Annotated in this window: 8 protein-coding genes; 2 read left to right on the forward strand and 6 right to left on the reverse strand. The window is 68.6% G+C overall.

What is annotated here, in order from left to right; genetic code table 11:
• The first annotated feature begins 61 nt into the window (after positions 1-61).
• A complete protein-coding gene (locus tag ACLQ3I_RS15505) occupies positions 62-5,380 on the forward strand; it encodes an amino acid adenylation domain-containing protein (RefSeq protein ID WP_425803003.1) in 5,319 nt (1,772 codons plus the stop codon).
• The gene (locus ACLQ3I_RS15510) at positions 5,362-9,921 is read left to right on the forward strand and encodes an amino acid adenylation domain-containing protein (protein WP_425803005.1); all 4,560 of its coding nucleotides are present in this window, start codon (positions 5,362-5,364) and stop codon (positions 9,919-9,921) included. Before ACLQ3I_RS15505 ends, ACLQ3I_RS15510 begins: the two co-directional genes overlap by 19 nt.
• 41 nt (positions 9,922-9,962) lie before the next feature.
• On the opposite strand, the gene ACLQ3I_RS15515 is transcribed toward ACLQ3I_RS15510, so the two are convergent.
• The 6 genes from ACLQ3I_RS15515 to ACLQ3I_RS15540 all read right to left on the reverse strand — a co-directional run bounded on the left by ACLQ3I_RS15515 (position 9,963) and on the right by ACLQ3I_RS15540 (position 15,139).
• On the reverse strand, positions 9,963-11,342 hold the full coding sequence (locus ACLQ3I_RS15515; protein WP_425803007.1) for a SagB family peptide dehydrogenase: 1,380 nt from the start codon (positions 11,340-11,342) through the stop codon (positions 9,963-9,965).
• Between the two features lie 7 nt (positions 11,343-11,349).
• Positions 11,350-12,327: an ABC transporter substrate-binding protein gene (locus tag ACLQ3I_RS15520; RefSeq protein ID WP_425803009.1), complete on the reverse strand. Its 978-nt coding sequence runs from the start codon at positions 12,325-12,327 to the stop codon at positions 11,350-11,352.
• A gap of 62 nt (positions 12,328-12,389) precedes the next feature.
• Complete coding sequence (locus ACLQ3I_RS15525) at positions 12,390-13,175, reverse strand: exodeoxyribonuclease III (protein WP_425803012.1); 786 nt, start codon at positions 13,173-13,175, stop codon at positions 12,390-12,392.
• Between the two features lies 1 nt (position 13,176).
• Positions 13,177-13,686 carry a barstar family protein gene (locus tag ACLQ3I_RS15530; RefSeq protein WP_425790205.1) on the reverse strand — a complete coding sequence of 170 codons (510 nt, stop codon included), beginning with the start codon at positions 13,684-13,686 and terminating at the stop codon, positions 13,177-13,179.
• A complete protein-coding gene (locus ACLQ3I_RS15535; protein WP_425790203.1) occupies positions 13,683-14,168 on the reverse strand; it encodes a ribonuclease domain-containing protein in 486 nt (161 codons plus the stop codon). The genes ACLQ3I_RS15530 and ACLQ3I_RS15535 overlap by 4 nt, the downstream gene beginning before the upstream one ends.
• 20 nt (positions 14,169-14,188) lie before the next feature.
• Complete coding sequence (locus ACLQ3I_RS15540; RefSeq protein ID WP_425803015.1) at positions 14,189-15,139, reverse strand: N-acetylglutamate synthase, CG3035 family; 951 nt, start codon at positions 15,137-15,139, stop codon at positions 14,189-14,191.
• Positions 15,140-15,164: the final 25 nt, after the last annotated feature.

Genomic DNA, 15,164 nt, shown 5'->3' on the forward strand with positions numbered 1-15,164 from the left:
CCTTGGCCGGAGTGCATGGCCGAGGCACCCTGGTTAGGGAAGCCTATGTAAACTAACGGGCATGGCTGACGACCTCTTGCAGCGAAAGAAAGAGTTGCTGCGACAGCGACTCGCGGCCGACGGACTCGTGCGCGACTCCCGTGGGGGGCCGGTCACTCTTCCGGCCCGGCCGGCGGGGGCGACCTCCCCGCTGGCGTCCGCGCAGCGGCGACTCTGGTTCGTCTCCCACCGCGATCCGTCCGACACCTCACTGAACGTCGGTGTCGCGTACCGCCTGGACGGTCCGCTGGATGCCGGGCGTCTGCGCGCAGCCTTCGACGGCGTGGTGGCCCGGCACGAAACTCTGCGCTCCACTTACGAACTGGGGCCAGACGGTGAACCCGTTGTGCGCCACCACGCGCCCGGTTCTGTGCCGTGGCAGGAGGTCGACCTCGCAGAACTGACCGGGCGGGCCCGCGACCGACGATTGCAGGTCCTCTCGCGGCGCGAGTTCGGTACGGCCTTCGACCTCACGTCGCAGTTCCCCATCAGGTTGCTGCTGGCCCGCCTCGCGGACGACGAACACATCGTGATGCTCACCGTGCATCACATCTGCTGGGACGACGAATCCTGGTCGGTCCTGTTCGACGAGGTGAACTCGGTCTACAACGCAGGCGCCGGGTCGACGCCACGACCGGCGCTCGCGCGACAGTATGCGGACCTGCCACCCACCGACCCTGAGCTGGTGTCCGACGATCTGCGCTATTGGCGCAACCAGCTGAACCCGCTGCCGGAGCCCCTCGCGCTCCCGGCCGGCGCACATCCGACCGGTGTGGAGCGGACGAGCGGGCGTGTGACCCGGGCGCTGCCTGCCGACCTGACCCGCCGGGTGGACGATTTCGCCCGAGCATCGTCGGTGAGCCCGTTCACGGTGCACGCCGCCGTCACCGACGCGCTGGTCCACCGGATCACCGGGGCGGTCGATTTCACCGTCGCGGTGCCCGTGACCCATCGTCCCGGCGACGCCACGGACCTGATCGGGTACTTCGGCAACACCCTCCTGACCCGGACACGCCTCGCACCGACCGACTCGCTGGTCGTGCTGACGGCGGCCTCGGCGCAGCGTCTGATCACCGGCTTTGCGCACCAGAACGCGCCGGTGGATGCGGTGGTCGGGGCGATCAACCCGGAGCGCGGGGCTGCTGGCGACGGTCTGGCGCAACTCGTGTCGGTGAGCCTCAGTACCCGGCGCCAGGCGAGCGGCCTCGCCCTCGACGGCATCACCGCGAGTCACCTCGACGAGCTCGGCTCACCGAACGCCCAGCTGCCGCTCGAGTTCGCCGTCATCAGCGGCGACCAGGCGCAGATCGAGCTCCAATACGATGCGGCCCGGTTCACCGAGAACCTCGCCGCGGGGATCGCGGACGCGTACGTCCACCTGCTGGACCAGGCCCTTGCGGCACCGACCCGGCCGATTCGTGACCTCGAGATCCTCGACCCCGCCGCGTTCGCCCGCGTGTTGGAGGGATCGACCGGGCATCGCGCCGCGGTCGCGGACACCACGGTCGTGGAGCTGTTCGCCGCTGCGGTGCGGGCTCGTGCCGACCACGAGGCGCTGGTCTCCGATGACGTGGTGCTGACCTATCGGCAGCTCGATGAACGTTCGAATCGATTGGCGCACTGGATGCTCCGATCGGGTGTCGAGACCGAGGACCTGGTGGGTCTGCGTCTGGGCGGATCGGTGGGATTCGTGGTGGCCGCCCTGGCGGTGCTCAAGGCGGGTGCCGCGTATCTCCCGATCGACCCGGACTACCCGGACGATCGCACGCAGTTCCTCATCGACGACGCAGCTCCACGTCTTGTTCTCGACGCCGACGCCCTGGCCACCGCCGAGACGGAGGCCGCCGATTGCCCCGCCGACGTACCGGATGACCGGGTTCGGCGGACCCCGCTGCGGCCGGACAATCTCGCGTACGTCATCTACACCTCCGGGTCCACGGGTACCCCCAAGGGGGTTCCGGTGGCGCACAAGGCGATCGCCGATCATCTGATCGGATTCGGAGCAGGCGAGGTGCTCTCACCGGATGACCGGCTGGTACAGACCTCGTCGGTGAGTTTCGATGCGTCGATGTTCGAGGTGTTCTGCACCCTCGCGGTCGGGGCAACCTTGGTGGTACCCAAACCACATGCAGTGCACGATATCTCGTACATGGCCGATCTGCTGGTGCGGCAGCGCGTGACCGTGATGCATATGGTGCCGACCCTGTTGTCGACTCTGCTGATGGTGCCCGAGGTGAAGCAGTGGACGATGTTGCGAACGGTCCCGGTCGGTGGTGAGGCCTTCTCCGGCGAGGTCGCCGACGCCTTCACCACCACATTCGACGCGGCACTGTCCAACAACTACGGGCCGACCGAGGCGGTGGTCGCCGCGACGCACTACCCGGTGGACGGGCCCCAAGGCAGCTCGATCGTGCCGATCGGCACCCCGAACACGAATGTCACGAGCTATCTGCTCGATGCCGGTCTGCGCCTCGTGCCCGACGGTGTGGTGGGCGAGATCTACCTGGGCGGGTCACAGCTCGCGCGTGGATACCTCGGACGGCCCGCGCTGACCTCGGCCCGATTCGTCGCCGATCCATTCGGCCGGGGCGGCCGGCTCTATCGCACCGGAGACCTCGCCCGTCGAAATGGCAACGGAGACCTGGAATTCGAAGGTCGTGCCGATGAGCAGGTGAAAGTCCGCGGATACCGGGTCGAACTCGGCGAGGTCGAGGCGGCGCTCGTGGACCATCCAGACGTCGCGCACGCGGTCGCGATGGTCGATGCCGCGGACTCCGGTGCGCGCCTGCTCGGCTACGTGATCGCGGAGCCGCACGCCGGCGCCGCGGTCGACCTCGAGGATGTGCTCCGCCACGCGCGCACGGTCGTGCCGGACTACCTGGTGCCCGCAGCTCTCGCGGTCATCGACGAGGTCCCGCTGACCGCGCACGGCAAGCTCGATCGTGATGCGCTGCCCGACATCTCCGCCGTCGCCCGGTCGGAGCGGGCGCCTCGCACACCGACCGAACAACGCGTGGCAGCGGTGTACGCCGAACTGTTCGGCCGGGATGACATCACCGCCGGTTCGTCGTTCTTCGACCTCGGCGGCCATTCGCTGCTGGCGGCGCGGTTGGTGACCACCCTGGTCACCGAATTCGGCATCGACGTGGATGTCCGTCTTCCGTTGGACAATCCGACGGTGGAGGGGCTGGCCGCAGCGGTGAACACCGCCGTCCGTGACGAGTTCGGCATCGACCTCGACGAGCTCGGCGAACTCGAGGATGCCGAGGTCGAATCGGCGCCGACGGATGTCGGCCGGCCCGCGAGTGCAACCGGACGGCCGCCGTTGGTGCACGTCGAGCGCCCCGATCCCATTCCGCTGTCGTTCTCGCAGTTGGCCATGTGGTTCCAGCACCGCTTCGAGGGACCGGGTGCCGCGGGGAACATCCCACTGGCGCTTCGTCTGGACGGGCCGGTCGACGTCGCTGCCCTCGCAGCGGCTGTCGAGGACGTGGTCGGCCGACACGAGTCGTTGCGGACGACCTTCGTGGAGCAGGACGGGCTGCCGACGGCGCGGGTGGGCGAGCGGCCGGAGATCGATCTGCCGGTCGTCGCGGTCGGCGACGCCGGTGAACGCGACGCGGCCCTCGCGGTCGCGCGTGAGCACGTGTTCGATCTCTCGGTAGGGCCCCTGCTGAAGCCGATGCTGTTGCGGGAGAACGAGACGACGCACGTCCTGTCGCTGGTGATCCACCACATGGTCATCGACCACTGGTCGACGGATGTGCTGATCTCGGATCTCGTCGACGCATACCGCGCACGCACCGCGGGCACGGAACCGGGCCTCCCGGCCCCGGCGCTGACCTACACCGACTACGCCTTGTGGCAGCACCAGGTGTTCCCGGTCGGGACCGATAGCGCGCAGGGGTCGGACGACGACCCGGCCGCCGGTTTCGGACGCCGGCAGATCGAGCACTGGCGGACCGCTCTGGCCGGTCAGCCGGACGAGATCACCGTCACGCCCGACCGGCCACGTCCGCAGGCCCTCACCAAAGCCGGGGTACTGGCCGACCTCGCTGTGACACCGGAGGCCCGCAGGCGTCTGCGCCGGGTCGCCGACAGCAGCGGCGCGACGGAGTTCATGACCGTGACCGCGGCGCTCACCGGACTGTTGAGCCGACTCGGCGGCGGCGACGACATCGCAGTGGGAACACCTGTCGCAGGCCGGATCGACACGGGCACCGACGATCTGGTCGGCCTCTACGCGAACATGGTGGTGCTGCGGACCAGCACCGGCGGTGCCCCGACCGTGAGGGAACTGATCGGGCGTAGCCGGGATGCGGTTCTGGGCGCCTTCGCGAATCAGGACGTACCGATCGAGCGGCTGGTCGAGGCGATCAATCCACGACGGACACGATCGCGTAATCCCCTGTTCCAGAGCATGATCCACTTCCGTGATCGGGATCAGAACGCCTGGGGCCGTCCGCTGGACGCCGACGGCCAGACCACCCTGACGTTGTTGCCGGTCGAGCAGGACACGTCGTTTCTCGACCTCAACGCGATCCTGACGGTCACCGAGGGCGGTGGACTCGAAGGACGCGTGGTCGGCAGCGCGGATCTCTACGACCAGGAGACGATCGAGGGGATCGCGGCGGCCTTCGCGGCGATGCTCGAATCCTTTGGGACCGGCCCGGACACCGCCCTGACGGCGATCCCGCTGCCCGCCCTTCCGGGGGTACTCACGGCCGAACGGCACGGCGACGACCCGGCCGCACTCGCCCGGCTGATCGTCGCCGAACGCCCGCGCCGGGTGCACGCGACGCCGCGGACGCTTGCTGCGTTGCAGCACACGGGGTCCACCGACCTCGGGTCGGTCCGCGAATGGGTCGTCACCGAGTCGGGTGCCGGATCGTCGCTCGCCGAATCCCTGGCGGCACTGTCACCGGGCTCGCGTCTCACCGATCCGTACGGTCATGTCGCCCCCGCCGTGGTGGCGATGGCGCAGACGGCCGGGGGTGGTGCGGAGACCCCGACCGAGGAACGACTGATCGGCATCCTCGCTGATCTGCTCGGTGTCGACGGTCTGGGTCGGGACGACAACTTCTTCGCCGTCGGCGGCGACAGCGTCATCTCGATCCAATGGTCCGCCCGCGCGGCGGCCGAGGGATTGCCGCTGGCACCCCAGCAGATCTTTGACCACTACACGATCGCCGAACTGGCGGCGGCGGTCGATGCCGCCGAGACCTACGAGACCCGAGGCGGCGGCGGAGCCGACGAAGCAGAGGCGGCGCCGATGAGCGCATCCGGTCTGAGTGACGACATGTTGCAATCGCTCGGGGCGGCATGGAAGTCCCAGCGGTGAGCGCCGCACCGGAGATCGAGGACGTTCTGGCACTCAGCCCGCTGCAGGAAGGGCTGTTCGTCCTGTCCGAGATGTCGGGCGACGGGATCGATCTGTACTCGATGCAATTCGTCGTGGAGATCACCGGCCCGCTGGATCGGCAGATCTTGCACCGCAGTGTCGATGTGATCATGGAGCGGCATCCCAACCTGCGGGTCTCGCTGTGGGACAAGGATCTCCCGAAACCGGTGCAGATCGTGCCGTCCCGCGTCGAGGTGCCGTGGGAGGAGCTCTCGGCCACCGCCGCGGATTTCGACGACATCGCGGCGGCCGAGCGCGCCGACCGTTTCGACCTTCGGCGCGGACCGTCGTTGCGGGTCAAGCTGATCGACCTGCCCGAGGGACGTTCGCGGCTGCTGGTGACCGCGCACCACATCCTCATGGACGGCTGGGCGATCGCGCTGTTCTTCCAGGAACTTCTGGCCATCTATGCGGCCGGCGGATCGGCGCAGGGCCTGCCGGCGGTTCGGCCGTATCGCAATTACATCGCCTGGCTGGCGGCGCAGGACGGGGCGGCCGCGCGTGCGGAATGGGCACGATATCTGGACGGTGTGGAGCCGCTGATGCTCGCCGCGCCGGGAGCCGCCGCAACCGAGCCGGTCCGCACCCGTCACGAGCTGTCCGCCCCGGCCACGGAACGCCTTGTCGCGTGGTCGCGCTCGGCCGGGCTCACGGTGAACACCGCGGTCCAGTTCGCCTGGGCCACCGTGCTGGGCCGCCTGACCGACCGTGACGACGTGGTGTTCGGGACCACCATCTCGGGGCGCCCGCAGGGGCTTGCGGGTGCCGACGAGATGATCGGACTCTTCATCAACACCGTGCCGTCCCGCGTCCGCCTCGCCGAAGCGGGGGGCGCCGATGCCGTGACGGCCAAGTGCATTGCCCTGCAGCGTGAATCGAGTCGGATGCGCGACCAGGGCTACCTGGGCCTCTCCGAGATCCAGCGGTCCGCGGGGCTCTCGTCGCTCTTCGACACGTTGTTCGTGTTCGAGAACGCGCCGATAGGGGCGGCGACCGAGCCGATCAGCGCACCCGACGGTACGCGGTTCCTCCCGCTGGCGATGGAAAGTCTCGCGCACTACCCCCTCACCGTGGTCGCCTACCTGCTCGACGGTGAACTCGTGGTGATGACCGAGGCCATCGAGGACGCACTCGGCGGCATCGTCCCCGGTGACGTGGCGCAACGTGTGGTCCGGGTGCTCGAGCAGTTGCCGGATGCGGCCGACCGGCATCCCGACCGACTCGACGTCACGTTGCCCGGGGAACGTGCGCTGGCATCGTCGGCGGCCGCGGAGCGGAAGCTCAACGATGCCGTCGAACTCGCACCGACGGTGGTCGAGGCCTTTCTGTCGCAGTGTGATCGCACCCCCGAGGCGACCGCGCTCGTCGCCGGTGCCCGGTCGTACACCTACCGAGAGCTGGCAGACCATGCCACCCGCTTGGCCGGCGAGCTCACCGAAGACGGCATGGTCGCGGAATCGGCAGTGGCCGTAGCGATTCCGCGGTCGGCAGAGTCGGTTATCGCCATCCTCGGGGTACTGATCGCGGGCGGCGCATATGTCCCGATCGATGTTTCCCTGCCGGATCAGCGGGTGGCCAACATCGTCGGTCAGGCGGGGATCGAGCTGGTGATCACCGATCTCGCACACCGCGACCGGTTCGCCCCGCTCGCCAAGCCGTTGGCCCTCGACGACCCCGAGACCGCAGGTCGCATCGAGGCGCGGCCCGTTCACATCGCACCGACGGGGCTGCGTCCGTCGAGCGCGGCATACATCATCTTCACCTCGGGCTCGACCGGTGAACCGAAGGGCGTCATCGGAACCCACCGCGCGCTGGTGAGTTACTGCCGCGATCATCGTGACCAGATGCTCGCGCCGGCCCGGGATCGGCTCGGCCGCCCGCTGCGCATCGCGCATGCGTGGACGTTCAGCTTCGACGCCTCGTGGCAGCCGCTGGCCGGTCTGCTCGACGGCCACGCGATACATCTCTTCGACGACGACGAGATGCGTGATGCCGGTCGCCTGGTGGCGGGTCTCTCGGAGCGGGAGATCGACATGATCGACACCACGCCCTCGATGTTCGGCCAGCTGGCCGCCGCCGGCTTGTTGGGGGAGTCCGGAGGCGGGCATGCACATCTCACCGTGCTGGCACTGGGCGGTGAGGCGATCGGGCCCGCGTTGTGGAAACAGCTGTCCGGGCTGCCGGATACGTCGGCGTACAACTGCTATGGACCGACGGAGACAACGGTTGAGGCGGTCGTAGCACGGATCGCGGATTCACCGTCGCCGATCATCGGCACCGCCACGGATCGAATGAGCGCACACGTTCTCGACTCCCGGCTGCGTCCGGTACCGACCGGTGTGCCCGGCGAACTCTACCTGTCCGGGGCCCAGGTCACCCGTGGTTACCAGGGCAAGGCCGCGCTGACGGCGACGAGCTTCGTCGCCGATCCCGACGGCATCGGCGAGCGAATGTACCGAACCGGAGATCTGGTACGCCGCAACGCCCGTGGGGAACTCATCTTCGTCGGCCGCAGCGACGACCAGGTCAAGATCCGCGGCTACCGGATCGAGACGGGCGAGATCGAAGCCGCGATGCGGCGACTGGCCGGGGTGTCGAACGCGGCCGTCGTCGTGGTCGACCGGGCAGCGGGTCCGGCGCTCGTCGGTTTCGCCGCCGGCACGGACCTCGAGGCCCGTGGGCTCCGCGGCGCGCTGGCCGAAGCGATTCCGGCCCACATGGTGCCCTCCCGGATTCTCTGTCTCCCAGTGCTGCCGATGAACAGCAACGGAAAACTCGACAGCAGGGTGCTGGCCGAGTCGGCCGCCGAATCTCTCCGAGCCCGAAGCGGAACCGCCGTGGCAGACCTGTCCGCCACGGCGACCGTCGTACGATCGGTGATCACCGACGTGCTCGGGTCCACACCCGGCGTCGACGAGGACTTCTTCGACCTGGGCCTGGACAGCATCGTGGCGATGGCCATGGTGAACGCCCTGCGCGATTGTGATCTCGTGGTGACGCCGCGAATGGTGTTGTCGCATCCGACCATCCAGGATCTCGGCGACGCCATCGACCGGGCCGGCGATGCCGTGATCGCCTCCGCATCCGGTTACGGCCCGGTGCCGGCGTTGCCGGTGGTCGAGTGGATGTACGAGTACGGCAACTACCGCCGCTTCACCCAGACCGTGCTGTTCGCCTTGCCGCAGGGACTCTCGGACGCCGGACTCGTCGACATCCTCCGGTCGTTGATCGACGGTCACGACATGCTGCGGTCCCAGATCTCTGCGAACGGTCTGCTCACCCGCGAACCGGGAACGGTCGATGCGGCCGCGGTACTGACGACGCTGTCGGTCGATGAACCAGGAGACGGGATCACCGCGGCGGCCCGTCGGGCAAACGATGCGATCGATCCGGTCGCGGGACGGATGATCTCGGCGGTCCGGTTACGCTGCAACGCAACCGACGATCTGTTACTGCTCGCGATCCACCATCTCGCCGTGGATGCGGTGAGCTGGCAGGTGATCTTTGGTGAGCTCGCGACCGCCGGCCGCGCCATCGATGCGGGCGACACCCCGGTCCTGCAGACCGAGTACAGCGACTATCGACGGTGGTGCGAGTACGTGTCCGGCAGGAGCAGCCGCCAGGATGTGCTTGCCCAGCAGTCCTATTGGGTGAGCGAGGTGTCGGGACCCGATCCGGCGATCGGGTCCCGCAGGCCGGCGCCCGACACGGATACCTGGTCGTCGCTGCGTTCGGCGGTCACCCATACCGGGGTCGAGACCACTGCACAGGTCCTGCGGGCGATCGACAAGAGCATCGGTATGCGCGAATTCCTGCTGACCGCGCTGACGCTGACGCTCGCCACGTGGCGCCACCGGCGGGGTGAGGACGCGACCGGTGGGGCGTATATCGCACTCGAGGGACATGGTCGGGAAGATGCGCTGGCCGGGCCCGATGTCGACACCACGCGGACGCTGGGGTGGTTCACCACGGTGTTCCCCGTCCGTCTCGGGGCAGGTCGCGACCTCGACATCGACGCGGCGACATCCGATCCGCAGGCCGGCGCCGATCTGCTGGACGAAGTCGCCGCCCACGTCGGGCGGATCCCGTCGATGGGGCTCGATTTCGGTGTGCTGAAATACCTGTCCCGGGTGCCGGAACTGCTCGAAGCGCCGGACCCGCAGGTGGAGTTCAACTACCTCGGCCGATTCGATCTCCACACGCCGGGCGCCCACGGTGCCGCCGGATGGGAACCATGGTCGCCGATCACCGACCTGGAGATCAACGAGCATCTCCCGACCGATCCCGAACCCGACCTGCCCCTGCGTTACACGCTGGACGTCGTCGCGGTGGTCCGGGCCACCGACGCCGGTCCGCAGTTGGTGACCAACTGGCGCTACGGGGCGGATCTGCTCACCGCGGCGGAGGTCGACGTGCTGACCGGGCTGTGGGCGGACTCGGTGACTGCGCTGGCGACCGCGCTGGGCGGCCGGATGACCTGACCAGCAGCCCCGGGCCGGGCGCCACGCGAGAACCGGCAGGCTCAGCGCGGTGTGCCGACCACGAAACTCCCGACGTTGCACTCGGTGAGCTCGTCGGCCCCGGTGGCCTCGGCGAATGCCGCCGTGTCGCCGTATCCCTGTGCCACACCCCCCAAACCCATTGCGGTGGAGGTGAGGTAGAGCGTCTGCGTCAGTACTCCGACGTGTTTGAGGATCACCGCGTACGGCATCTGTTCGTAGGTCCACATGATCCGGCCCGGTCGGGCGGCGAGGACGAGCAGCACCTGCGGGAGCTGCCCGTCGGCCAGCGTGAGGGAGGCGGGTGCGACGAGCCTGCGGACGGCGGGACTGTCGTACGGCGCCACCGGGCGTAACACGTGGTCGAAGGAATCGTAGTGGTACATCCCGGCCGGGATGCCGTCGGCGATGCGCACCACCGCATACACCTCGAGTTCGTAGAGTGACCCACCCGAGGGAAACGGGCGCGACGGAAGTTCCTCGGGTACTGCGCGATTCGCGTTCGTGGTGCGTACGCTGCGGGTTCGGGCGCACCGGTGGAGGAGCTCGCCGAGTTGTGCGGCGGTCACTGGATGACGATCGTCGAAGTCGCGCACCGACTTCCGGTCCTCGACGACCGCAGTGAGTGGCTGGTCGTCCTGGCGCAATGCCGCGAGGTCGGGGGTGGGCAGGGAGACGGGCTCGCCGTCGTAGCGCTCGCGCCGCGCCGGCAGTGGCTCGAACTCGCCGTCCGCCCACCGGGTCGGCCCGAAGTGTGCCCAGCTGGTGCCGCGGTCGCCGACGGTGCTGCGCCGGTGGAACCACAGCTCGTGCGGACTCCAACTGCGCGTGGCGAAGTCGTGTGACTCGGTTCCCGGCCCGACCGCGTGACCCGACCATGCCAGGTCGGCGGCGAGCCGGTCGCGGATCTGTGCCGGCAGCGCGGAACCCAGCCCCACGAGCGTCGCGAGAGTTTCCGCGTCGTGGATGGCGACGTCGCACCATGATCGAGGGTGCTCGGCGACCACGTCGGTGCCGTTGCGCCGCACCACGGTGAACCGTGACAGCTCGAACGCGTCCGAGCATGGGACCGGGCGTGGCTGCGATGGCCGGCGAAAGGGGCGTAGCGAGTACAGGTCCCGCTGTCCAGCGGATACGATCAGCGACACCACACCGGCGTCGACCAGGCGGTTTAACAGGTCGACGGTGTCCTCGTCGGCGTCGTCGGCGATCCGTAGTGGTCCGCCGTTGAGCGTTCGCAACGTCGCGATCTGACCCGGTGACAATCCGTCGAGCCGCTGTTTGGCCGGTAGCAGGACGGCGACGCCGCCTCCTCCGAGCAGGCATCGCGCGCCGTCGGTGAGCGTATAGACGGTCTGTGGCGCAGTCGCCGGTGTAGTCGCCGGTGTTGTCGAGTTCGTCATCGGGTCGTCAGCCGGCAGCCTTTTCCATCGCCGGATGCATCTTGTCGAGCAGGTACGGGATGGACAGCGGCGTCGGCTCGTTCAGTCCGCCGATCTCGGCGACCGTCAGACGGCTCACGGCGCCGCTGCGCACCGATCGCAGATTGCGATAGCCGGGCAGCTTCTGCAGCGACGACATCAACTGATCGGTGTTGGCGGTGATGACCAACAGGTCGGAATTCAGGAGTGGCACGTTCTCGGTCGAGATGGGATATCGCGGCTGTCCGCTGCGTCGATAGCCGGCCACCAGCGCGGGGGCGATGCTCATGCCGAGTGAACTGAACAGGGAGGTTGCGCCGTCGTCGGGATCGCCGAGGACCTGGATCTGATCGTTCGAGTACATGTAGGCCATCGTGTACGTCTTGCCGTTGAGTCCGGGGAGCTCGTTCTTGGTCGCATCGACCTTCGAGTCGACGCCACTGGTGATCTCCTTGGCCTTGTCGGGCTGCCGCAACACGGTTCCCAAGAACGTGACCATGTCCTGCCAGGGGTCGATCTGCTTGCCGGTGATGCCGGGGATGGTCGGCGCGAGTTTGGAGATCTGGTTGTACATCTCGGGCTGGCCGTCGGCCATGTACGAGGTCGCCAGAATCAGATCCGGCTTCGCCTTGGCGACCTGTGCGACGACGTCGTCGGTGCTGATCGGCGTCGAATCCTTGAGCTTGTCGCTCGACCACGGCGCCGGCTTGCCGGTCAGGATCTGGATGTTGTCGAGGTACGCCACCGGTGTGACCCCGAACGAGAGTGCGACATCCATCCATTGCGCCCCGAGGGCGACGATGCGCTTGGGCACACCGTTGATGGTGACCGAACCCTTGGACGTGTTGACCTGGATGGGTGCACCGCCCCCATCGGATTCGTCGGGCGCACTACAGGCGCTGACTGCCAGCATCGTCGTCACCAGCACGGTGATCATCACGAAGAAAACACGCAACGGACGAGCCATGGGAGCAGCTTAGCCTAAGCTCATTCTGGTGCTACGCCGCTGGCCTGTCGCGTCCGTCTGGTTCAGACCTCCAGGACGACCGGGGCATGATCGCTGGCACCCTTGCCCTTTCGGGCGCTGCGGTCGACAAAGGCGCCGCGGACCCGGTCGTCGAACGCGGGCGAGCAGAGCAGGTAGTCGATCCGCATGCCCTCGTCGCGCGGGAAGCGGAGCTGGGTGTAATCCCAGAAGGTGTACGCATCGTCGTAGGGGTGCGCCGAGTCGTGGAATCCGGCGTCCCGGATCGCCTGCAGGGCGGCCCGTTCGGGTTCGGACACGTGGGTCCTGTCCTCGAACTGCGCGGGATCCCAGACGTCGGCATCGGTTGGGATGATGTTCCAGTCACCGGCCAGGACGATCTGCGCCGCGGGGTCGTGGGCCAGCCAGAGTGACCCGATGTCGCGGAGTCTGGCCAGCCAGTCGAGCTTGTACAGGTAGTGCGGGTCGTCGAGGGCACGGCCGTTGGGCACATAGAGGCTCCACACCCGTACGGCGCCGCACCGCGCGGAGATCGCGCGAGCCTCCCGCGCCGGCGCGGTGTGCTCGGTTCCGAAATTCGGCTGACCCTCGAAGCCGATCTCCACCTCGTCGAGCCCGATCCGGGAGGCGATGGCGACCCCGTTGAACCCGCCGGTGCCCGCATGAGTGACGTCGTAGCCGCCGGCCAGGAAGCTCATCAGCGGGAACTCGTCGTCGCGGCATTTCGTCTCCTGCATCGCGAGCACGTCGATGTCGTTGCGTTCCATCCAGCCGACGACGGCCTCCGAGCGCGCACGGATGGAGTTCACGTTCCAGGTGGCGATGCGCATGTCAGCTCTCTATCAGGGCGACCGGCGAGCCGGCGTCGTGCCAGCGTGTCTCGACCCGTCGACGGAGGGTGGGTGGACTCAGCAGTGCGACGGCGAAGGCGGCCGCCGGATCGGCGACGTCGCGGTAGTGATCGCGGTAGAACTCGAGAGATCCGGCGAACCAGCGCAGATCGTCGGGTTCGTGACTCAGCAGCCGCGGCGCGTTCTCGATCACGGTGAGGTAGGCGGACGGCGGGCGCACGTCCGGCGGCGTGTCGTCGAGGTCGCGCATGCACTCGTCGAAGGCGTCCTTGTTTCGGCCGAAGTGGTCGGGAAACGACCAGGCCCGGGCGAATTCGTCGAACAGGGCAGCGACTGTCGGCATCCGGTCGGCGTCGACGGACCGCACTGTGAGGTTGTGGGGGACCGTCGACAGCCGGGACCCGGTCAACACGCCGGCCACCGGACCGAAACGCCCGGCGGCGGAGATGAACTGTGCCAGCGGGATCGGGGAGTGCTCGGAGGTGGTCACAGGTCGGGCCCCCGGATCTTGACGAAGGTGCGGTAGTGGTCGGCGGTGTACCAGGCGCTGCCGTCGTTGCCGGTGACGATCCGCTCGGCGTCGCGGCTCTGCCCGGGTTCTTTGGGGTTGACGTCCCATTCGCGGTACGTGATGCGGCGGCCGCGGTCGTCGGTCGCCGGCAGGTTGCCCTCGGAATTCCGGAAGACGTCCCCGCCCCGGGTACCGGGCGCGTTGGCGGCCTCGGGCCAGGTGCCCGCGTCGATCAGAGCGAGGGTGTGCAGGACGTGTGCGGGTACGGCCCCCGGCGCACCGGACGTCGATTGCCCCGATGCGGTGGAGTTCTTCGTCGTCGACGAGTCGGCGGTCGCCGACCCGTGGTCGTCGCCTCCGCCGCTTAGTGCCCAGGTCAGCGCCGCCACGACGGCGATGGCGACCACGGTGGCCACCGACAGGATCGCCTGCCGCCGCTTGCTCGCGCTCGCCGCCACCACGCATTTACCCTACGAGAACATCAGATCTCGACGTACCGGTACGTGTGATGCAGGCCGAAACCGAGGGTGCGATACCAGTTCCCGGCGATCCGGTTGTCCTCCTCGACCTGCACGTAGGTGCGCTGCGCGCCGTGCTCGACTCCCCATGTGACGAGACCCGACAGCACTGCTCCGGCGAGCCCTTCGCGGCGCCGGGCCGACGAGGTCCACAGCGCGGTGAGACCGAGCCACCTGGTGCCGTCGGTCGACTCGGTGACCGTGGCGCGACCGATGGACACCGGATCGTCGTGGTCGCCGATCGATGCGAAGGCGACCGGTCCGCGCGATGCGGACACCACCGCCGCGGCGACCTCGACGTCGACCTCGACGCCGCGGTACGCGCGCAGCCACGGGGTCGTCGGGGCGTCGGTCTGCCGGACGGGCACCTTCGAGGTGGCCGTCGGGAGGCCGGCGACATCGCGGACCAGCATCTGCACCTCACCGCTCGCCGGCCGGCCGTCGATGTGCCCGGCGGGGATGAGTCGCTCGGGCAGCGCGATCATCGTCGGCAGACCGCGGGTCGAGTACCAGCCACGCATCGCAGCGATCGCGTCGGAGTCGGTGTCGGCACCGAACTCCAGCGGCACCGCCGAATTGGCGCGCCGGGTGAACCCGCCGCCCGCCCGCAACAGCCAGCCGGACACCATGGCCGATTCGGTGCCCGGCCAGGCGGCCGCGGCCGCCGCCTCGACGGCCCGGATCTCCGAATTGCGGACCGTCACCCGGGACAGGATCCGAACGGACGTGATGGCCGCCCGCGGAATGGATTCGGGTGTGCCGTCCCGGTCGATGACCAGTGGGTCCCCGTCCTCGCGGAGGATGCCGGTCACGTCCGACTGCGCGGCCGCCCGGTCGCCGCGCCAGTCCGCGGGGGTGGCGTCGCCGAGGCGATAGCGCACGACGATCCGGTCGCCGACGAAGGGTGCGCTCACCGGTGACAGCGCCCGGTCACGGCAT

The sequence above is a fragment of the Gordonia sp. DT101 genome (genome assembly GCF_049844895.1).
GTDB lineage: Bacteria > Actinomycetota > Actinomycetes > Mycobacteriales > Mycobacteriaceae > Gordonia.